The sequence below is a fragment of the Acinetobacter sp. ANC_7512 genome (assembly GCF_056779935.1).
Genome location: NZ_JBWYIX010000011.1, coordinates 56,856 through 77,692 on the forward strand (window position 1 = coordinate 56,856; position 20,837 = coordinate 77,692).

Here is a 20,837-nt window from a genome sequence, read left to right on the forward strand (position 1 = left end):
TTTTTACTGAGCCAGCGCTTTTTGAATATCATCTTCAATGCTTTCTGGTTTAGTTGTAGGTGCATATCGATTAAGCACTTTGCCATCTTTTCCAATCAAAAATTTGGTAAAGTTCCACTTAATTCCACTTCCTAAAATGCCTTTGCTGTTGTTGGTGAGATACCGAAAAATCACATGGGCTTCAGGACCTTTTACATCCACTTTAGCGAACATCGGAAAGGATACACCGTAATTTCTCTGGCAAAAACTACCAATTTCTTCGTGCGTACCCGGATCTTGCCCACCAAATTGATTACACGGAAATCCTAATACCTCAAAACCTTGATCTTTATACTTTTCATACAGCGCTTCCAAACCTGCAAATTGTGGCGTAAATCCACATTTGCTGGCTGTATTGACTATCAATAGCACTTTACCTTCATAATCCGAAAATTGCTTATTTTCCCCTTCTAGCAATTCTGCCTCAAATTGATAAATATTGGTCATGGATAGGTTTCCTCATCATTTTTTTCTTGGGTTTTTAATTCTAATGAAGCTGAGTTTACACAATAACGAAGACCTGTAGGTTCAGGTCCATCCTCAAAAACATGACCTAGATGTGCGTCACAATGATGACAAACAATCTCAGTACGAATCATACCATGTGAGTGATCGTCATGTTCTTCAATGACTGTTTGGTTGATTGGACGATAAAAACTAGGCCATCCACAACCACTGTCATATTTGGTTTCTGAAGTAAATAAAGGTTCGCCACAGCAACGACAAACATAAGTTCCTTCTTGTTTGGTATTCCAATATCGCCCTGTGAAAGCAGGCTCAGTTCCCTTTTGACGGGTAATTTGATACTCCTCTGGTGATAACTCTCTTTGCCATTCTCGGTCTGTTTTATTGAGTTTTCCCATGATTAACTCCTTTAAATCTTTGACATTCAATGTCATGCTTCAGTACCTTCATATTTACGCTAGAGCTTGAAAAATTTCTAGCTAAATTTCTACATAGATTGTGATATTTAGTAATCTATTTTTATTCACTCAAAAATAATTGGATGGGAATATGTCCGTTTTAGGTAACACTACTCCACGCGAAATTAAGAAATCGTCTAAGCTCGAGCATGTATGCTATGACATTCGTGGACCTGTGTTACGCGCCGCCAACGAAATGGAAGAAGCCGGACATAAGATAATTAAACTCAATATCGGCAACCCAGCGCCCTTCGGTTTTGAAGCACCTCAAGAAATTATCAATGATGTTGCGTTGAACTTACCAAATGCAATCGGCTATACAGACTCAAAAGGGATTTTCCCTGCCCGCAAAGCGGTTTGTCAGTATTATCAACAAAAAGGTATTTTCAATATGCATGTCAATGACGTGTATATTGGGAATGGTGTTTCTGAGCTGATTGTAATGGCTATGCAAGGCCTGTTAGATGACGGCGATGAAATGCTGGTACCAATGCCAGATTATCCATTATGGACTGCTGCCGTTAATCTTTCTGGTGGTACAGCAATTCATTATAAATGTGATGAAGAAGATAATTGGTATCCTGATATTCAGGATATGGAAAACAAAATTACGCCTAATACTCGTGGGATCGTGATTATCAATCCGAACAACCCAACGGGTGCTGTTTATCCACGCCATGTCTTAGAAAAAATTGTCGCTCTTGCAAAAAAATATGACCTGATTTTATTTGCTGATGAGATCTACGATAAGATCGTTTACGATGGAATCGAACATGTATCGGTCGCTGCCCTTGCGGGTAATCAACTATGTATTTCATTTAACGGATTATCTAAATCCTATCGAATTGCTGGATACCGTTCAGGCTGGATGGCAATTACGGGTGATAAGACTCGTGCGGCAGATTATATTGAAGGTCTAGATATGCTCGCGTCAATGCGCCTGTGTGCTAACCATCAAGCTCAATACGCTATTCAAACTGCATTGGGTGGCTACCAGTCTATCAACGATTTAATTCGTCCAGGTGGTCGTTTGTATGAGCAACGCAATATTGCTTGGCAAATGTTGAATGAAATCCCAGGTGTAAGTTGCGTTAAACCTGAAGGTGCAATGTATTGTTTCCCTAAACTTGATCCTGTAATTTATCCGATTCAGGATGATGAACAGTTTATGCTTGACTTCCTCAAAGCAGAAAAAGTGTTATTGGTACAAGGCACAGGATTCAACTGGCCTACCCCTGATCATTTCCGTGTGGTGTTCTTGCCTGCAGAAAATGAATTACGTGAAGCAATCAATCGTTTAGGAAGATTCTTGGCGAAAATGCGTTAATTCGGTCGTTTTATGTGAATGATGTATTTAAAACCCCCAGATTGAAATCTGGGGGTTTTATATTTAATATTTTGATTATTTCATGATATTAATTTCATTTTGATTATATACAAGCACCCCTCTTTTCCTTTATCGTGATTAAGCATTATCCATGCACAATACTATAAAAAACATTTAGGAAAAAAGATGAAAAAGACGCTAACCGCACTGACTCTATCGATTGGCTTGTTATTACCCCTAGCGAGCTTTGCTAAAAATAACGTTGTCGTCGTTGCAACTGGGGGAACGATTGCTGGTGCTGGTGCTAGTTCAACCAACAGCGCCACTTACACTGCCGCAAAAGTTCCAGTGGATGACTTACTGAATGCCGTCCCTCAAATTAAAGATTTAGCCAATGTGAGTGGCGTACAAGCAATGCAAGTTGCTTCTGAAAGTATTACGGACAAAGAATTACTTTCCCTTGCCCGCCAAGTCAATGATTTGGTTAAAAAGTCAGATGTAAATGGTGTTGTGATTACACATGGCACAGATACTTTAGAAGAAACCGCTTTTTTTCTTAATCTAGTCGTACAAACGGAAAAACCTATTGTTGTTGTCGGCTCAATGCGCCCATCGACGGCTTTATCTGCGGATGGCCCACTAAATTTATATAGTGCAGTTGCTCTGGCAGCAGACCCGAGTGCAAAAAATAAGGGGGTGTTCATCCTTATGAACGATAGTATTTTTGCAGCTCGAGATGTGACTAAAGGCATTAATATTCATACCAATGCCTTTGTAAGCCAATGGGGAGCTTTAGGGACGTTGGTAGAATCTAAACCTTATTGGTTCCGAAGTTCTGTTAAGCGATTTAATCAGCGGTCAGAATTTAATATCGAGAATATTAAGGGTGATACACTCCCATTAGTTCAAATTGTCTATGGCTCTGGCAACATGATTCCTGATGCTTATCAAGCGTATGCCAAGGCTGGGGTTAAAGCCATTGTCCATGCAGGTACAGGAAACGGCTCAGTCGCGAAAAATATTGTTCCCACGCTGAATCAACTTCAGCAAAGTGGTATACAAATTGTACGTTCTTCACGAGTGCCACAAGGATTCGTTCTCCGTAATGCCGAACAGCCAGATGACAAATATGGTTGGGTAGTTGCACATGACTTCAACCCTCAAAAAGCTAAAATTTTAACCGCGCTTGCTTTAACCAAAACCAAAGATGCAAAAGAAATACAACGCATGTTCTGGGAATATTAAGCCCAATTTTCATGTTATAAAAAAGTGCCGAATGGCACTTTTTTTGATTGATATAAAATCGCCTTTATTCAAATCGAAGATAATTTGTGCGAATCATATAAAATATCGTGGATTCTCAGCTCTAAATCACTTTGCATGATAAAATACGCTCTGCTCTTGTAAAGGACTCATCTATGCAGTTTGTTCATCTCGGTGTTCATACAGAATTTTCTATTACTGAATCAATCGTACGTATACCTGATCTAATGAAGTCTGCTGTACAGGATTCTATGCCTGCACTCGCGATGACAGATTTATCGAACTTACATGCAGCAGTGAAGTTTTATACCTCGTGTCTTAAAAAAGGGATTAAACCTATTTTAGGAAGTGTGATTCGTTTGAATGATGAATCACATCGTATGACTTTACTGGCGATGAATAATGAGGGTTGGCGTAGTTTAACTGAAGTAGTATCGCGCGGCTTTATTGAAGGACAACGACTCAGTATCCCGTGTGTAAAAAAAGAATGGGTGTTAGAACAAGCGCCGGGCATGATTGCACTTTTAGGGATTAAAAGTGATGTTGGAGAAATGCTGTGTTCAAGTAGCCCTGAAAAAGCTGAACCCTTACTTGAAGCTTGGATAGAAAAATTTGGCAATCGTGTCTATTTAGCACTCACGCGCACCAATCGCCCACAAGAAGAAGATTTTATTATTGAAGCTGTTAAATTAGCCGCAAAATATCAAATCGGTGTTGTCGCTCATAATGATGTTCATTTTATTAGAGAAGAAGACTTTGAAGCCCATGAAGCGCGCGTCTGCATCGCAGATGGCTATGTTTTAGGTGATAATCGTCGTCCACGTACTTACAGCCCTGAGCAATATTTCAAAACAACAGCGCAAATGGTGGAGTTATTTGCTGATATCCCCAGTGCTATTCAAAATACAGTTGAAATTGCTAAACGCTGTAATGTGACACTTCGCTTAGGTAAATACTTTTTACCTGACTATCCAATTCCTGAAGGTCATACAATTGATACCTTCTTTGCCCATTTGTCTAAAGAAGGATTAGAAGAACGTCTTAATCACCTCTATCCTGTGGAGAAACGTGGAGAAGACTGGCCTGAAATTCGGAAAGAATATGACGATCGATTAGATTTCGAAATCAAGATCATTAACTCGATGGGATTCCCAGGTTACTTCTTGATTGTCATGGACTTCATTCAGTGGTCCAAGAACAATGGCGTACCTGTAGGCCCGGGCCGTGGTTCAGGTGCAGGCTCATTAGTTGCATACAGTTTAAAAATTACAGATTTAGATCCACTACCATACGGACTTCTTTTCGAACGTTTCTTAAACCCTGAACGTGTTTCGATGCCAGACTTTGACGTGGATTTTTGTATCGCAGGTCGTGATCGTGTAATTGATTATGTAGCACGAACTTATGGGCGTGACGCTGTATCTCAAATTGCAACATTTGGTACGATGGCAGCGAAAGGTGCAATTCGAGATGTTGCACGAGTTTTAGGTAAGTCTTACGGCTTAGCAGATCGTATTTCTAAAATGATCCCGACTAAACCTTTGGGTTTAAGTTTAGAAGAATCTTTAGAAGCCGAACCACAACTTAAAGATATTGTAACCAACCCATCCAACCCAGATTATGAAGATGCATCAGAAATCTGGGAAATGGCGCTTAAACTTGAAGGAATAACGCGTAACACTGGTAAGCACGCAGGTGGTGTTGTAATCGCACCGACCAAGATTACGGACTTCTCAGCTGTACTGTGTGACGAAGATGGTACCGGTCGTGTCGCTCAATTTGATAAAGACGATGTTGAGGCGGCAGGACTTGTTAAATTTGACTTCTTGGGGTTGCGAAATCTTACTGTAATTGAAGATGCTATTCAGCACATTAACCAACGATTAAAGTTTGATATACCTCTAAAGATTGAGAATATTCCGCTAAATGACAAAGCTGCATATTCGATATTTGCCGAAGCAAATACCACTGCGGTATTCCAATTTGAATCCGTGGGCATGAAAAAAATGCTCAAGGAAGCACGCCCAAGTAAATTTGAAGAAATTATTGCCTTCGTGTCATTATACCGCCCGGGCCCAATGGATCTAATTCCAGACTTTATTCATCGTATGCATGGTGGAGAGTTCGAATACTTACATCCCCTATTAGAAGGTGTCTTAGAACCTACCTATGGGATTATGGTATATCAAGAACAGGTTATGCAAGCAGCTCAGTATTGTGCTGGATATAGTCTAGGTGGTGCGGACTTACTTCGTCGTGCGATGGGTAAAAAGAAACCTGAAGAGATGGTTAAACAACGCCAAATCTTTATTGAAGGTGCTGCAAAAAAAGATATCGATGAGCAAACGGCGAACCATATCTTCGACTATATGGAAAAATTTGCAGGCTATGGTTTCAACAAATCACATGCTGCAGCCTATGCATTAGTGGCTTATCAGACGGCTTGGTTAAAAGCACACTATCCTTCTGAGTTTATGTCCGCTGTACTGACTTCGGAAATGCAAAACACGGATAGTATCGTATTCTTGATTGATGACTGTCGTAACAATGGTCTCGACGTGTTACCACCTTCCGTCAATATGTCGATTTATCAATTCCATGCAATTGATGAAAAAACCATTGTATATGGTCTAGGTGCAATCAAGGGTGTTGGTGAAGCAGCTATGCAATCTGTGATTGATTCACGTAAGCAACTTGGACCTTATAAAGATTTATTTGATTTCTGCCATCGCATTGATCTGAAGAAAATCAATAAACGTACACTTGAAGCTTTGATTCGCTCAGGAGCATTAGATTGTCTCGGCCTTGAACGCGCGACTTTAATGGCTCAATTGCCTGAAGCTGTACAAGCAGCCGAACAAGCTCGTTCAAACCGCGAAACAGGCATTATGGATTTATTTGGTGAAGTTGAAGAAGTTCAACGTAAGCCCACTAAACCTGTAAAACCTTGGTCTGATGAAGTCCGTTTAAAAGGTGAAAAAGACACCTTAGGTTTATACTTAACGGGACACCCGATTGATGTGTATCGCCCCGAGTTAAAAGCGTTTATTTCTAACAAAATTAATGAGCTGACTCCAACACGTCGTGGTGTGACTACAGTATTTGCCGGCTTGGTTGTGGATGTCGCAAATTTCCCTAACCGTATGATGATCACACTCGATGATGGTACTGCTCGAATTGAAGTCTCAGCAAATCATGAACGCTTCCAACGTTTTAAAGATATTATTGTGAATGAAAGAGTGATTGTGATTGAAGGAGAAATATATGAACGTGAAGGCTTCGATCGTCCGATGGGACGCCTTACTAAGGCGTTTACATTAAACGAAATTCGTCAAAAACGTGCGAATCACATCCTCATCAAATTACAACCTGAGCATATTCAGCCAAATCTTGGTCAAGAGCTTTCACAGATCATTCAACCATTTTGTGATGTAGATATGTGTCAGCATGTGCCATTACAAGTACAACTCGACTTTCCATATGCAACGGCTGATTTTCATTTACCACCACAATGGAATGTCGCACCACTCGATGACTTATTGTTCAAACTGCGCGACTATTTTGGTAAAGAGGCCTTACATGTGGAGTATCATGTCAAGTCAAAAGCTGCACGTTCCCACGCCGCAGAACCAAAATCAGAACCAGTCATCACATCACAGGCCTCTCCACCTGACCAGATCAGTATGGATGAAGCAATGGATCAATACATGACGGAAGTCAGTCAATACTCTTAATTTTGGAAGATTTATGAATTTAATTGATAATGCTGCTGTCTCAGCGCATTTGTCTCATGTGCGTATTGTCATGGTGAATACTACCCTGCCTGCGAATATCGGTAGCGCACTTAGAGCAATGAAAACCATGGGGCTTTCAAAATTGGTTTTAGTTGCACCTAAAACTTATCCTCATCCTGATATTGATGCACTTGCAGCCGGTGCAACCGATTTAATTGATCAAATTCAGATTGTAGAAACGCTTGAAGAAGCCATCGCAGATTGCCATTTAGTCTTTGGTACAAGTGCTCGTAGCCGAACTATTCCATGGCCTTTATTAGATGCTCGGCCTGCTGCTGATAAATCGATGCAAGCGGTGATCAAAGAACAACAAGAAATTGCCGTAATATTTGGGCGTGAAGATCGAGGATTAACCAATGAAGAGTTGGCTTTGGCGAATTACCATGTGACCATCCCTGTGAATACAGACTATGGGGTACTCAATGTCGCTCAAGCCATTCAAATTATTTGCTATGAAATGCGAATGGCGACCACGGCTCTCATGGAACAAGTTGAAGATCCTCAAGCAGTTATGAAAGTGACTGATGAAGATTCAATGCATTGGGATGAGTCGTTGGTAACACATCAACAGATGGAACAATTTTATCCTCATTTTGAAAAAATGTTGCACGAAATCGAGTTTTTAGACCCAGAAAACCCACGATTATTGCCTTTACGCTTGCGTCGCTTATTCGGACGTATACAATTAGATCGTATGGAGTACCATCTTCTTAGAGGTATTTTCAGTCGTGTTCAGGCATTGAACAATGGCACATGGAAAAAGTCAGATTCTAAAGAGAAATCAAAAGATGCTTAAACAGCTTAAAGAAGATATTCAAGCTGTGTTTGCCCGCGATCCTGCGGCGCGCAACACATTTGAAGTTTTAACCACTTATCCAGGAATTCACGCACTGATTATGCATCGTGTTGCGCATGAGCTTTGGAAAAAAGAGTGTAAAACTTCAGCCCGCATGCTGTCTTCTTTTAGTCGTTTTGCAACTGGTATCGAAATTCACCCAGGTGCCAAAATTGGCAAACGTTTTTTTATAGATCACGGTATGGGTGTGGTCATTGGGGAAACAGCTGAAATTGGTGATGATGTGACGCTCTATCATGGCGTGACATTAGGTGGCACCACTTGGAATAAAGGCAAACGTCACCCAACTTTAGAAGATGGTGTAGTCGTTGGCGCAGGTGCGAAAATTTTGGGACCATTCACCGTGCATAAGAATGCGAAAGTAGGCTCAAATGCTGTGGTCACTAAAGAAGTCCCTGAAGGTGCTACTGCCGTAGGTAACCCAGCGCGATTTATTATCAAAAATCAGCAAAAAGATTTGGACAAAGAATCTGAACGACGCAATTATGCAGAAAGCATCGGTTTTCAGCCTTATGCGACAACCCAAGATCAATCAGATCCTATGTTAGAAGGTATGCGGGTATTGTTGGATCGTATACAGCACAATGAAAAGCGCATGAACACTCTATGTCAGCGACTTTCATTACTTGATCCAACATTTAATAACGCTCAAAGTAATGGACAACCATTTAGCGCTGAAGAGTTAAAAATCATTGACGAAGTTCGTCGTGAGTGCGAAGCTCAAACTGCACAATCAAAAGCTTAATGTATAAGTTTGACTAAGTTAGGTGAATCTGAGTTGCATGTTGTTTCGACTTTTCATAGACTCAGATACAACCTGAACTAGAATTTAAAAACATAATATTGGAAGAAAATATGACGATTAAGCCCCTTATTGCCACCATGATCGCTGTTTCATTATTGAGTGCTTGTAGCTCTCCAGCAGTTAAAAAACAATCTAAAACAAACGATCCAATCGTCTTTTCTGAGCCTGATTTAAGTGCGCCATTTTATGCATTAAATCCTTTTAATTATAGCCAACCTCCAGTATTCGAGCTTGAACTAAAAAAAGCTGCTGCTGCACCACTTCAAAAACTTGAGGTGACTGATCCAAATAATCCAAACAGAAAGATGATCCTCGAACAAAACAAATTAATCGTACCGACTGTGAATAGTTCACAACGTGCGATGAAATACACGGTTTTAGCGGGTCAAAATGAAATCGATATTACAGAAATTGATGACTTCCTCCAGATGGTTGAAGGTAAAGCACGTCACTATCCTCCTCGCTTTACAGATCGTCAAGAACGTCGTGGTTTTGAAGCTAAATTACGTGAAGTTTCAGCTCAACTAGATACTTTAGCAGCCAAAGATAACGCGTCATTCGATATTTTAATTCGTGCATTTAAAGCAAGTATATTGGGTCGTAACCTTGATCTTGGTTCTGCTTATACCACTAAATCATTAAAATATGCACAACAAATCCTTAAGATCAACAAAGAAGACGCTGAAGCTAACTTCTGGTTTGGTTTCTCTTTGTCTGAAGGTGGTGGTCAAAAAGAAGCTATTCAATATATCGATAAGGCCATCAAAGCGGGTGTTCAAGAAGCTTATCTCGTAGCTGTTAATAACTACCTCGCATTGAGCCAAAAGAAAAATGCAATCACAACTTTAAAAAATTACAAAGTGAAATATCCTGAAGAAACTGAAGTTGCTGACCGCTTGATTCAAGAAATTGAGAAACAAGGTCGTTACAATGTTTGGCAAATTTTAAACAATCCAGCGAAATCATAATCTTATTAAAAAAAAATAGACTGATCATTCAGTCTATTTTTTTTGGAGCTTATTTTTATATCCAAAAAAATAACGTATGCTCAGCGTTAATGATTCATGCTGACAGTTGAAAATATGTTTATGATGAACAATAAATACATTGGCTCCCTACTGATCGCAACACCACTATTTATGACAGGTTGCCAAGTCGTCAGTGTAAAAAATCAAGCGCTTAATGTCTCGATCGCGAATGAACGAGATAGCATATTAACGCGTAAAAAAATGAGTGAAGCGAGTCTGAATGTTCTCTCAATGACAGGCAGTGAGGCTGAAAGTTGTTCTAATGATCCCGATAAATGTGTATTTGATCTAAAAAAAATTAAACAAATTCAAGATGAACAACTTTATTCAACTGCAAGTGAAGCATATTTGACACGGGCATTAGCCCTCAGTAATTCTTCTGCTTGTAATACCAGTTTAATTAATAAATATCAGTCAGAAGAAAAGAAAAAAATTCATCAAGAAAACTATAGTCAATGTCTTGACCAACAGTTAGCAATGCTTGATAAAAGTATTCGTTATAGTTATGCCTATCTATTCAAGACAAAACGCCAACCAAGCGACCGTATTTTCGATAATAGACAAGTTCAAATACGAGATTTCTACAATCAAGCCTTGGCGAAAATGGTGATGACCTATGGTATGCGCTATACGGGTGAAAAAGTTCCCAAACAAATAAAAATTGGTGAAAGCATTTATACCATCAACTATGACCATTACCCTCAGATTGCTAATCAAAAATTAGATAGCCTGCTTTCAAGCTACAACCTCAATTTTAGTGGCTTGCGTTCGATTAACCGTCGGGATGGTTTCGGTGCGGAATTTGTCGCAACGCTTCCAGCGCCAGAGCGAAATAGCGATTCAGGTAAATATATTGTAGATCCATTAAATCACGCTTATAAAAATGGTCGTAACCCTAATATTCATCCACCACGTTATCTTTCAGTCACGATGACCGCTGAGCCTGCGCGTCAAACTAATGTAGAGGATATTCTGAATGAACCGCATTTCACCCTGAATATTTATGATCCTTATGGATTAGATCAATTAAAAGTAGGTGGAAAAGTTTATCCTTTAGCTGCGAATTACTCTGCACCTTATGGTTTGTGGCTTGCCGAAAATAACTTAGGTGCTGCTGCATATTTGAGTTTGATTGATCGTGACAATACAATCACAATGCCCCATCTCTTTATGCTCGAACCCTATAATCCAAACAAAAAAATTATTGTTTTGGTGCATGGACTTGCAAGCAGTCCAGAAGCTTGGATTGCATTAACGAATGACATTATGGGAGATAATGTTCTAAGAGAGCATTATCAAGTTTGGCAAGTATTTTACTCAACCAATATGCCAATTTTAGAAAGTCGCTTTCAGGTGAATGCGATCATTCAACAAGCATTTAATTCACTTGATCAATCTACGGCGTCAGCTAAAGATGCAGTTCTGATTGGACATAGTATGGGTGGTATTATTTCAAGATTATTGGTGAGCCAAGCTGATTTAACACAACCTGCATTGTCTCAATTAAAAAATTCTCAAATTAGCCGCTTTAAGAATGAACCTTTATTTAAAGCTCGTTTACAAATCAAACCTGTGCCGCAGTTTAATCGTGCTATTTTCTTAGCAGCACCTCATCGAGGTACAGATTATGCTGATCGTTGGTTTACACGAGCTGCGCGTAAAGTGATCAAGTTGCCAGGTGCATTTTTGGGTGCATTTGCTGAATCGCTCTCAGATAAAGATATTAATATTAAACATTTTGTCAAAGACTTAGGTCATGGATTGATTCAAAATGGTCCGAGTGATCTGAGTCACAACTCTCCTTTCACCAAATTAACCTCACCTGTGACGCCAGTTAAAGGGTTTAAATTTCACTCCATCATGGGGAATGTGACTGAGAGTAAAGATCCTACTGTTATGTCAGATGGGATCGTGCCTTATCAGAGTGCGCATCTTAAAGGGGCACAATCTGAGATTATTATCAAAGGTGGTCACTCAATTCAGGAAACGCCTGAAGCTGTTTTGGAATTAAGACGAATCCTAAGACTTCATTTGACAGAGCTTGGAATTGCCAAATAACGATTTCCTTTAGCTTTTATCAGCCGATGTATCAAAGATGCATCGGCTTTTTGTTTTTATAGTCCCAAAGTACGACTTTTGAATCCCACTCATATTTTAACTACCTTCTCCATAAAATATTTGAGAAAAAATGGATAACGATTAGAACAAACTGGATAGCCTGACTCCGTTAATCACTGTTCAATAGATTCAAAGATAAATGAAATCAAGTGATATAAGGAGTTAGACCATGGGATCTCGTAGCAGCATCGAATGGCATGATTTTATTGAAGGATGTATCGATTTTCGACCAGAGGATGGCGTCTATCGTATCGCACGTGACATGTTTACTGAACCAGAACTTTTTGATCTAGAAATGGAATTGATCTTTGAAAAGGTGTGGATCTACGCGTGTCATGAAAGTGAAATTCCAAAACCAAATGACTTTGTCACTGTTCAAATTGGTCGCCAACCGCTCATCATTAACCGTGATGGTCAAGGTAATTTAAATGCAATGGTCAATGCCTGCGAGCACCGTGGTGCTACATTGACCCGAGTTGCTAAAGGTAATCAATCCACATTTACCTGCCCGTTCCATGCTTGGTGTTACAAATCGGATGGTCGCCTCGTAAAAGTTAAAGCTCCTGGTGAGTATTGTGATGACTTTGATAAATCATCACGAGGTCTAAAAAAAGCACGTATTGCAAGTTATAAAGGATTTGTCTTCGTTAGTTTAGATACAACAGCTACAGACACCTTAGAAGATTATTTAGGAGATACACGTGTTTTCCTTGATCTTATGGTTGAACAATCACCTACAGGTGAATTAGAAGTTTTACCGGGTAAATCAGCATATACCTTTGCTGGAAACTGGAAGCTACAAAATGAAAATGGTGTAGATGGCTACCACGTAAGTACTGTTCACTATAACTATGTCTCTACAGTTCAATATCGTCAGCAACTGAATGCACAAAAAGGGACAGGACCAAAGGACACACTTGATTACAGTAAATTAGGTGCTGGTGATGACACAACTGATGATGGTTGGTTCTCATTTAAAAATGGTCATAACGTTTTGTTTAGTGACATGCCTAACCCAACTGTACGTCCTGGTTACGCAACTGTGATGCCATATCTGGTTGAAAAATATGGTCAAAAACGTGCTGAATGGGCAATGCATCGTCTCAGAAACTTGAACTTATACCCAAGCCTTTTCTTTATGGATCAAATCAGTTCGCAACTTCGTATTATTCGTCCAGTTGCGTGGAATAAAACTGAAGTCATTAGCCAGTGTATTGGTGTTAAAGGTGAGTCGGCTGAAGCACGTCGTAACCGTATTCGTCAATTCGAAGATTTCTTCAACGTATCGGGCTTAGGCACACCTGACGATTTAGTCGAATTCCGTGAACAACAGCGTGGTTTCCAAGCTCGTTTAGAACGCTGGAGTGACATTTCGCGCGGTTATCACAAGTGGAATTATGGCGACAGCCCGAATGCTCAAACATTAGGGATCAAACCAGTCATCACGGGTACTGAAATCACTCAAGAAGGTTTATATGTCAATCAACACCAAGTTTGGCGCGATCTCATGTTAAAAGGCTTAAAAAATAAAGCACTTAAACTCACTGAAGATACTTTTGAACCACACGAATGCCCTGCATCACAAGCGACAACTGAGGAGGCTTAATCATGACACAAGCTCTTGTACATCAAGTTTCTCAATTTTTATATGAAAAATCTGCGCTTTGTGACAACTATGAATGGGACGCATATCTAGAACTCTATGACGAAGACAGCGAATACCACATTCCACAATGGATTAGTGACCATGAATACGTCACTGATCCAAACCAAGGGCTTTCATATATCTACTATGAAAACCGTGCTGGCCTTGAAGATCGCGTATTCCGTATAGGAACTGGTAAAGCTGCATCAGCTACGCCCCTTCCGCGTCTCATGCATGCGATTCACAACATCCGTGTAAAAACACTTGAAGACGGATTATTAGAAGTTAAAGCGGGTTGGTCGACATTCTATAACCGCCAAGGTTTAGAAGGCTATTTTTACGGGCATGTCACTTATATCCTTCGTCAACATGAAGACACTTTCCGCATTCGTAAACAGCACACCATTTTGTTGAATGACAAAATTGATTCTGTGCTCGACTTCTATCACGTTTAAGGAGTAAAAGAATGAGTCATTCTGTTGCACTCAACTTTGCAGATGGTAAAACGTTCTTTATCTCTGTGAATAATGATGAGCTTTTACTTGATGCTGCGTTCCGTCAAGGTATCACATTGCCTTTAGACTGCCGTGAAGGCGTTTGCGCAACCTGTCAAGGGCAATGTGAAAGTGGCAATTACACTCAAGATTATGTCGATGAAGAAGCATTAACCGAACGTGATCTGGCAGAGCGTAAAATTTTAGCTTGTCAAACACGAGTGCAATCGAATGCTGCATTCTATTTCGATCATGACTCAAGTTTCTGTAATGCTGGTGAAACACTTCAACTCGAAACCAAAGTGACTCACGTAGAATTAGTCTCTGAAACTACGGCAATCATTCATGTAGATGCCAGTCAACATACGCAGAAAATTGATTATTTACCGGGTCAATATGCTCGATTAAAAATTCCTGGTGCAAATGATTGGCGTTCTTATTCCTTTGCCAATTTACCCAATGAAGGTAATCAATTACAGTTTTTAATTCGCTTACTCCCGCAAGGTCTCATGAGTGACTATCTGCGAGATCGAGCAAAAGTTGGGGATACAATTTTACTCGAAGCACCTTTAGGAAGTTTTTATCTTCGCGAAGTGGAAAAAGAAAAGCCATTAGTCTTTGTCGCAGGAGGTACTGGATTGTCAGCATTTTTAGGAATGCTAGATCAAATTGTGAAACAACCTCAAATTCCACCAGTACATCTGTATTATGGTGTAAACAAAGAGCAAGATTTGTGTGAACAAGAAAGGTTAAAAGCATACTCAGCTAAGATTCCACACTTTGAGTATCATCCCGTAATCGGACAACCTTCTAATGATTGGACTGGAAAAAAAGGATTTATCCACGAACATTTAGATCAATCGCAATTAAGCGAATCAGCATTCGATATGTATTTGTGTGGTCCGCCACCAATGATCGATGCTGTCAAAAATTGGTTAGCTGATCACCAGATAGACAACGGACGTGTTTACAGTGAGAAGTTTATTCAAAGTCATAGCTCTAGATAATTAAATGAGCTGATGACAATCACTAAGGACTATCGTTAATATTCTTTGCAAACGATAGTCCTTTTTTGTTCTAACGTTTGAATATATGGAAATTTTAAATGCAAAAAATAATTGTAAATGACGTTATTGATCGGGAAAAAATGTCCCCTTTACAATGGACAGTTTTCTTTCTGGGGTTTTTGGTTTTTTTCTGTGATGGATTAGACACTGGCATCTTAGGCTTTATTGCACCAGCATTGTTAGATGATTGGGGGATTTCAAAACCAGATCTAGCACCTGTGCTGAGTGCGGCCTTAGTAGGCATGTCGATCGGCGCCATTATCTCAGGACCATTATCTGATAAATTTGGACGCAAGGGTGTCATCGTAATGACGACTTTGTTGTTTTCAATTTTCACCATCATGTGTGGATTTGCTTCTAACACACAAGAACTTATGATCTATCGTTTTATTACAGGGGTCGGACTTGGTGCGGCTATGCCGAATATCAGCACAATGGTATCCGAATACATGCCTCTAAAACGTAAAGCATTCCTGACCGGATTAGCAGGTTGCGGATTTATGTTAGGGATCTCAAGTGGCGGTGTCTTATCTGCGTTCTTATTAGAGAATCAAGGGTGGGCAAATGTCATTATTATTGGCGGTGTAATCCCACTCATTGTATTGGTATTTTTGATTACCAAGTTACCTGAATCACCTCAATACCTCATCAAACAAAATCGTCAAGAAAAAGCAAAACCAATTCTTGAGAAGATTCACGGTCAAACATTTGATCAAAGTACTGTATTTGTTCTACCTGAAGCAGAAGTATTAGATCCTAAACAAAGCCCTGTTAAAATTTTGTTTAGCAAATACTTTTGGGGTTCGGCAATGCTTTGGCTGTGTTGCTTTACCAGCCTAATGGTGTTTTATCTGTTAACCAGCTGGATGCCAACTATTCTTAAAACCGCTGGATTTACAACAGAGCAGTTTAGTTTAATTGCAGCGATTTTCCCATTCGGTGGTGTAATAGGTGCATGCTTTATGGGGTGGTATATGGATAAAGTTAATCCAAATACTGTGATTAAATATTCTTATCTCGCAGCATTTGTATTGTTCTTCGTTGCAGCATTCGTAAGCCAAAGTATTGTTTTACTCGGTATTGCAATTTTCTTAATTGGCGCATTATTAGTGGGTGCTCAATCATCACTACTTCCATTAACAGCACTGTTCTACCCTTCAGTGTGCCGCGGTGTAGGTGTTTCATGGATGCATGGTATTGGTCGTATCGGTGCGATCTTAGGTGCGTTCTACGGATCACTGATTTTTACTTTTGAATTATCTCTTGCAGGTATTTTCTATGTCCTAGCAATTCCGACATTTATTTCGTTTATTGCGCTCGCATTAAAAGGACTAAAACAACCTGAATCAGCCAATACTGCAACTGCAGAGGTAACGCAGTAATCTCAACTCAGTCATTAAAAAGCCCCAATCAAGGGGCTTTTTTTTAAACCATTATTTTAAGTGTTTCACTCGGGAGAACCCCATATTTGGCTTTGTATTCTTGAGAAAATCGTCCTAAATGTCTGAATCCCCAGTCATAAGCCAATCTCGAAATGGAAATATTTGCATTGTTCTGCAGCAAAGCATGATGAATCTGTTCAAGTCTATAGTTTTTTAAATAATCCATAGGACTCATATGCAGCGCTTGTTGAAACTCACGGTATAAAGTCGATTTTGAAGTTCCCGATATCATGACTAAATCTGATGCATCCAACTCTTGATCAGCAAAACGATGGATAAACTCTCTGACCAACATGACTGGCTTCGGAAGCTGATACTCTTGGAGCGATCTTAATTCATTGGAATAATTATTGTGCTGGGTTAAAAGCAAAGCCTTAATCAAAAAACTTTCATAATCTTGAGAAAGCAGATTTAAACCATCAAAACGAGAATAATCTTGCCTGAGCGATAAACATTGTTGAATATTATTCCACCACAATCTTAGGAAGTTATCTTCACTAAATGGCATATCTGGCTCAAAAATCACCCGCTCTTTAACAGGTTTAGAAAGCAAATTGGAAAGTACAGATTTGACACTTTCTTCAGGAATCACCACTTGAAATTTTTTACAATTACGGTGAATGATGAGTTCTTGCTGATCCTGACTAGAAACAATGATTCCATTATTACTGTGTGATAAATGAGTTTCTCCATTCATACGCAATGTTTGCTGTCCATGAATAGGCAAACTGATACTGTATGCACCTAGCTGCTGAATTTGAATAGACACATCTGTGCCATAACTGATACAGCCAATTGCCATTTTTTTACTCGGCAAGCGTATACCTGAATAATGAAAATCAAGCTGATCTTTACGAGCAGTTTCTAATTGATGTGAACCACAAATAAGGCTCATTAATCGTTGAGCAACATTCAATTCACGCGATGCGTGACTAAGATCCTTATGTTGGCTGAGTGTGATCATCCTGTTCACCTAGCTATTTTGAATCATGATAAATACTATAAAACATTTTTAATAATAATGTCGAAATAAAGTCTCTTTGCTTCGACTAAATATTTAAATATATTTTTGAACATAGATTAGTAAATTAAAAAATACTAATTTGGTATCTTATATTACTTAATAGGTATTTTAATTTTTTATTATTTTTCATTAACTTATATTAAAATCACAATGATAAAAAATTCGGTTTTATTTGACATTCAGCGATTATAGAGATAGATTTTTAAATAACGTCCTAAGGATAGGACTGATATAAATAAATGTAATTTTTTTCAATTACCACTATAGCTATTAAATTTTAAAATTATTATTTCTGGTCTGAATATTGCTTCATTTATTTATATCGTAAATCTCATTCCATGATATCAATTTAACACTACTGTCATGGTACGGACTACTAATGAGCCAAAAGGATTCACAATGAACCAGCTTCATTCCTCTCAGCTAACTGGGCAAAATTTTAGTAATGAATCAATTTTCAACAGTCAAAACTTGGTCTTCAATCAAGCAGATTTGAGCGAAACTTGTAAAAATGTAGGGCAAATTTTTAAGCCTCATGCTCTAAAAGTGTTAAAATCAGCTAAAAATTTTAGTGCAAGCATGCATCATGTTCAAACTGGGGCTCTTTCTATCAGCCGCTTGGAATATGGCGCAGATGTATTGATCGAACCAGATCAACTTGAAAAGTTTTATCTTATTCAGATTCCTACTCGAGGCTATGCTGAAATTGAATTTGGTCAAGATAAATTTATTTCATACTCAGAAGTAGCGTCAATTATCTCACCTGACCAGTCACTCAGAATGCGCTGGCGTGCTCACTCCCCTCAACTCATTCTCAAAATTTCAAAAGATGATTTTGCACATCATTGTCAGCAACATATCGTGAAATCTGAACAAAAAAATGTAATTTTTAATCCTCGACTTGATTTTACCACCCAATCTGGTGGATATTTTCTGCAACTTTTGAGAACCATGATGGATGCACTTAAATGTGAGCATCATCCTCTCCACCACCCACTTGCATTTAAGCAGTTTGAATCAAATCTATTTAATGCGCTAATTTATGGACAACCAAATAATGCTTTTTTTAAAGCAAATTCTCATCATAAGAAAAAATTAGCGCCCTACTTTATCAAACGTGCTGAAGCATACATTCACCACCACTTACATGAACCACTCAACATAGAAGTCTTGGCTGAACAATCAGGTGTAAGTGCACGAACACTCTTTGCAGGATTCAAAAACCATTTTGGCATTACCCCTATGGCATATTTACGTGAGCTTCGTTTTGAACAAGCTCATCTTGAACTGATGAATAATGAACATGCCACGGTCACTGATGTTGCATTTAAGTGGGGCTTTACTCATTTAGGTCGTTTTTCACAAGAGTACAAACGTCGTTATGGCGAGCTGCCATCATCAACGCGTAAGATTACACAAAATTCACTCTTCTCTTAATTTTATGTCTGTCAATAAAAAAGCCTGTGAAATCACAGGCTTATTTGATTAGAAATGATGAATGTATCGAATTTGAAATCGATCGCCTTCAGTTCTATTTTTTGCATCATGCTCGAAATATGCATTTGCGATGACATGATTTTTTGGCGAGTGACTATACATAAGTCCAGGTCCAACTGCCCACACACTTTCTTTGCGACCATCGACTTTTACACCATCAACTTTAGTATCGGTAAGCTGTTTTAAATAGTACCCACTTAAACCCAATCGAATCTGATCATGTACAGCATATTCAGATGCTAGGTTAATGTGTACTGCTTGCCCCGCTTGGATGTCATCAGCAGCACCAAAACCATAAGTTGGATCATCATTTTTAAAATTATACAAATAATGAGCGCGTGTCGAAGCTGTCCATTTCGGATTAAACCAATACGTTGCAGCCCAATATGGATTGAAGGAAAATGCATTATTACCCGGATTAATATCACGGTTTTGCTGATATTCCCCTGTCGGCAGATTTAGCTGTAATTCAATTCGATGGACAAATTTTGGTCCCTGTTCACCCATGACTGGATCAAACTGGAGAAATGGACCAATCATCAAATCTCCAAATCCACTTTTAGCTTTTAAAGCTTGATTATTTAAACCATCGTCAACACTGATTTTACTTAAATAAGGGATAAGTAAATTCAGACCTAGACTTGAATGAGCAGTCGGTTTATAGGTCGACATGTAACTTAATTGCTCGACAATCACTTGATAATTTAAATCTGTTTTGGGCAGCGGAAGCTTTTGTCCACTCGTATCTCTCAACTTATCACTGTCATAATGTTGAAAATACGTTTGCGAATACCAACCAGCTCCAGCTGGTAGTCCACCATCTAGAAAGCTGGTCATACCCAAATTCACAGTCGGTAAATCATAAGCAAAAACATGTGATGAATTTGCTGTAGTAAACAAGGTTAAAGCACTTAATATAATTTTATTTTTCATGTGTATTTCCCATAAAAAACCACGATTGTTCATCGTGGTTTTTAAAGCAATCATTAAAGGTCTGGATGGCTCGCTGCAATTTGGTAACGACCAGCATGAAACACTAAGGGCTCACCAGCAGTTTGTTGATATTTTTGAATTTCACCGATAAAAATCAAGTGATCGCCACCTTCGTATTGCTGTACATTTTTACAGACAAGTGTAGCAAGTGCTTCGTTCAGTAATGGAACACCTGTATCACATTCACCATGATCAACTGTGGCAAACTTATCTTGTGCACCACGGGCAAAATGGGTAGAAAGCTGATGCTGCTCCTTCGTTAACATATGAATTGCAAAGTGCTCAGCTGCAACAAAATCGGGCAAACTTGGTGCTGTTTTCGACAAGCTCCACAACACAAGCGGTGGATCTAATGACAACGAAGAAAATGAATTGGCTGTCATACCCACTTTTCGTCCATCCGTTCCACGTGTGGTGATTACGGTAACACCTGTGGCAAACTGACCAAGAAGATTACGAATCTCGCGAGGATTACTGATGTCAATCTCTTGCAGATTAATTTTATCTAATACATCCATTTTT

At 39.1% G+C, this 20,837-nt stretch carries 17 protein-coding genes; 12 read left to right on the top strand and 5 right to left on the bottom strand.

Annotated features, from left to right (window positions below):
* Nucleotides 1–3: 3 nt before the first annotated feature.
* Complete coding sequence (locus tag AC1M9H_RS11190; protein ID WP_035266096.1) at nt 4–486, bottom strand: glutathione peroxidase; 483 nt, start codon at nt 484–486, stop codon at nt 4–6.
* Nucleotides 483–902 carry a peptide-methionine (R)-S-oxide reductase MsrB gene (gene msrB / locus AC1M9H_RS11195; RefSeq protein WP_481613407.1) on the bottom strand — a complete coding sequence of 140 codons (420 nt, stop codon included), beginning with the start codon at nt 900–902 and terminating at the stop codon, nt 483–485. The genes AC1M9H_RS11190 and msrB overlap by 4 nt, the downstream gene beginning before the upstream one ends.
* 151 nt (nt 903–1,053) lie before the next feature.
* Between msrB and AC1M9H_RS11200 the strand changes: the two genes are divergently transcribed.
* The 11 genes from AC1M9H_RS11200 to AC1M9H_RS11250 all read left to right on the top strand — a co-directional run bounded on the left by AC1M9H_RS11200 (nt 1,054) and on the right by AC1M9H_RS11250 (nt 16,741).
* Nucleotides 1,054–2,289: a pyridoxal phosphate-dependent aminotransferase gene (locus AC1M9H_RS11200; protein WP_092767759.1), complete on the top strand. Its 1,236-nt coding sequence runs from the start codon at nt 1,054–1,056 to the stop codon at nt 2,287–2,289.
* Nucleotides 2,290–2,475: 186 nt separating this feature from the next.
* Nucleotides 2,476–3,534, top strand: a complete 1,059-nt coding sequence (locus tag AC1M9H_RS11205; protein ID WP_481613408.1) for a type II asparaginase — start codon at nt 2,476–2,478, stop codon at nt 3,532–3,534.
* 173 nt (nt 3,535–3,707) lie between these two features.
* The gene (dnaE, locus tag AC1M9H_RS11210; protein WP_481613409.1) at nt 3,708–7,286 is read left to right on the top strand and encodes a DNA polymerase III subunit alpha; all 3,579 of its coding nucleotides are present in this window, start codon (nt 3,708–3,710) and stop codon (nt 7,284–7,286) included.
* A gap of 13 nt (nt 7,287–7,299) precedes the next feature.
* Entirely contained in the window at nt 7,300–8,142 is an 843-nt protein-coding gene (locus AC1M9H_RS11215; protein WP_481613410.1) for an RNA methyltransferase, read from the top strand.
* Entirely contained in the window at nt 8,135–8,947 is an 813-nt protein-coding gene (gene cysE, locus AC1M9H_RS11220; RefSeq protein ID WP_035266113.1) for a serine O-acetyltransferase, read from the top strand. The genes AC1M9H_RS11215 and cysE overlap by 8 nt, the downstream gene beginning before the upstream one ends.
* A gap of 110 nt (nt 8,948–9,057) precedes the next feature.
* Nucleotides 9,058–9,975: an ABUW_2363 family tetratricopeptide repeat lipoprotein gene (locus AC1M9H_RS11225; RefSeq protein ID WP_481613411.1), complete on the top strand. Its 918-nt coding sequence runs from the start codon at nt 9,058–9,060 to the stop codon at nt 9,973–9,975.
* Nucleotides 9,976–10,089: 114 nt separating this feature from the next.
* On the top strand, nt 10,090–12,093 hold the full coding sequence (locus tag AC1M9H_RS11230; protein ID WP_481613433.1) for an esterase/lipase family protein: 2,004 nt from the start codon (nt 10,090–10,092) through the stop codon (nt 12,091–12,093).
* 229 nt (nt 12,094–12,322) lie between these two features.
* The gene (gene antA, locus AC1M9H_RS11235) at nt 12,323–13,759 is read left to right on the top strand and encodes an anthranilate 1,2-dioxygenase large subunit (RefSeq protein WP_481613412.1); all 1,437 of its coding nucleotides are present in this window, start codon (nt 12,323–12,325) and stop codon (nt 13,757–13,759) included.
* 2 nt (nt 13,760–13,761) lie between these two features.
* Entirely contained in the window at nt 13,762–14,253 is a 492-nt protein-coding gene (gene antB / locus AC1M9H_RS11240) for an anthranilate 1,2-dioxygenase small subunit (RefSeq protein ID WP_035266119.1), read from the top strand.
* Between the two features lie 11 nt (nt 14,254–14,264).
* Nucleotides 14,265–15,299: an anthranilate 1,2-dioxygenase electron transfer component AntC gene (gene antC, locus AC1M9H_RS11245; RefSeq protein WP_180028207.1), complete on the top strand. Its 1,035-nt coding sequence runs from the start codon at nt 14,265–14,267 to the stop codon at nt 15,297–15,299.
* Nucleotides 15,300–15,397: 98 nt separating this feature from the next.
* Nucleotides 15,398–16,741 carry an MFS transporter gene (locus tag AC1M9H_RS11250; protein WP_092767747.1) on the top strand — a complete coding sequence of 448 codons (1,344 nt, stop codon included), beginning with the start codon at nt 15,398–15,400 and terminating at the stop codon, nt 16,739–16,741.
* Between the two features lie 43 nt (nt 16,742–16,784).
* On the opposite strand, the gene AC1M9H_RS11255 is transcribed toward AC1M9H_RS11250, so the two are convergent.
* The gene (locus AC1M9H_RS11255; RefSeq protein WP_092767745.1) at nt 16,785–17,765 is read right to left on the bottom strand and encodes an AraC family transcriptional regulator; all 981 of its coding nucleotides are present in this window, start codon (nt 17,763–17,765) and stop codon (nt 16,785–16,787) included.
* A 459-nt stretch (nt 17,766–18,224) separates the two neighbouring features.
* On the opposite strand from AC1M9H_RS11255, the gene AC1M9H_RS11260 reads away from it, so the two are divergent.
* Nucleotides 18,225–19,262, top strand: a complete 1,038-nt coding sequence (locus tag AC1M9H_RS11260) for an AraC family transcriptional regulator (protein WP_481613413.1) — start codon at nt 18,225–18,227, stop codon at nt 19,260–19,262.
* A 48-nt stretch (nt 19,263–19,310) separates the two neighbouring features.
* Here the strand turns inward: AC1M9H_RS11260 and AC1M9H_RS11265 are convergent, their stop codons facing one another.
* Nucleotides 19,311–20,255: a SphA family protein gene (locus AC1M9H_RS11265; RefSeq protein WP_481613414.1), complete on the bottom strand. Its 945-nt coding sequence runs from the start codon at nt 20,253–20,255 to the stop codon at nt 19,311–19,313.
* Between the two features lie 53 nt (nt 20,256–20,308).
* The gene (locus tag AC1M9H_RS11270) at nt 20,309–20,833 is read right to left on the bottom strand and encodes a flavin reductase family protein (protein WP_035266396.1); all 525 of its coding nucleotides are present in this window, start codon (nt 20,831–20,833) and stop codon (nt 20,309–20,311) included.
* Nucleotides 20,834–20,837 lie beyond the last annotated feature (4 nt).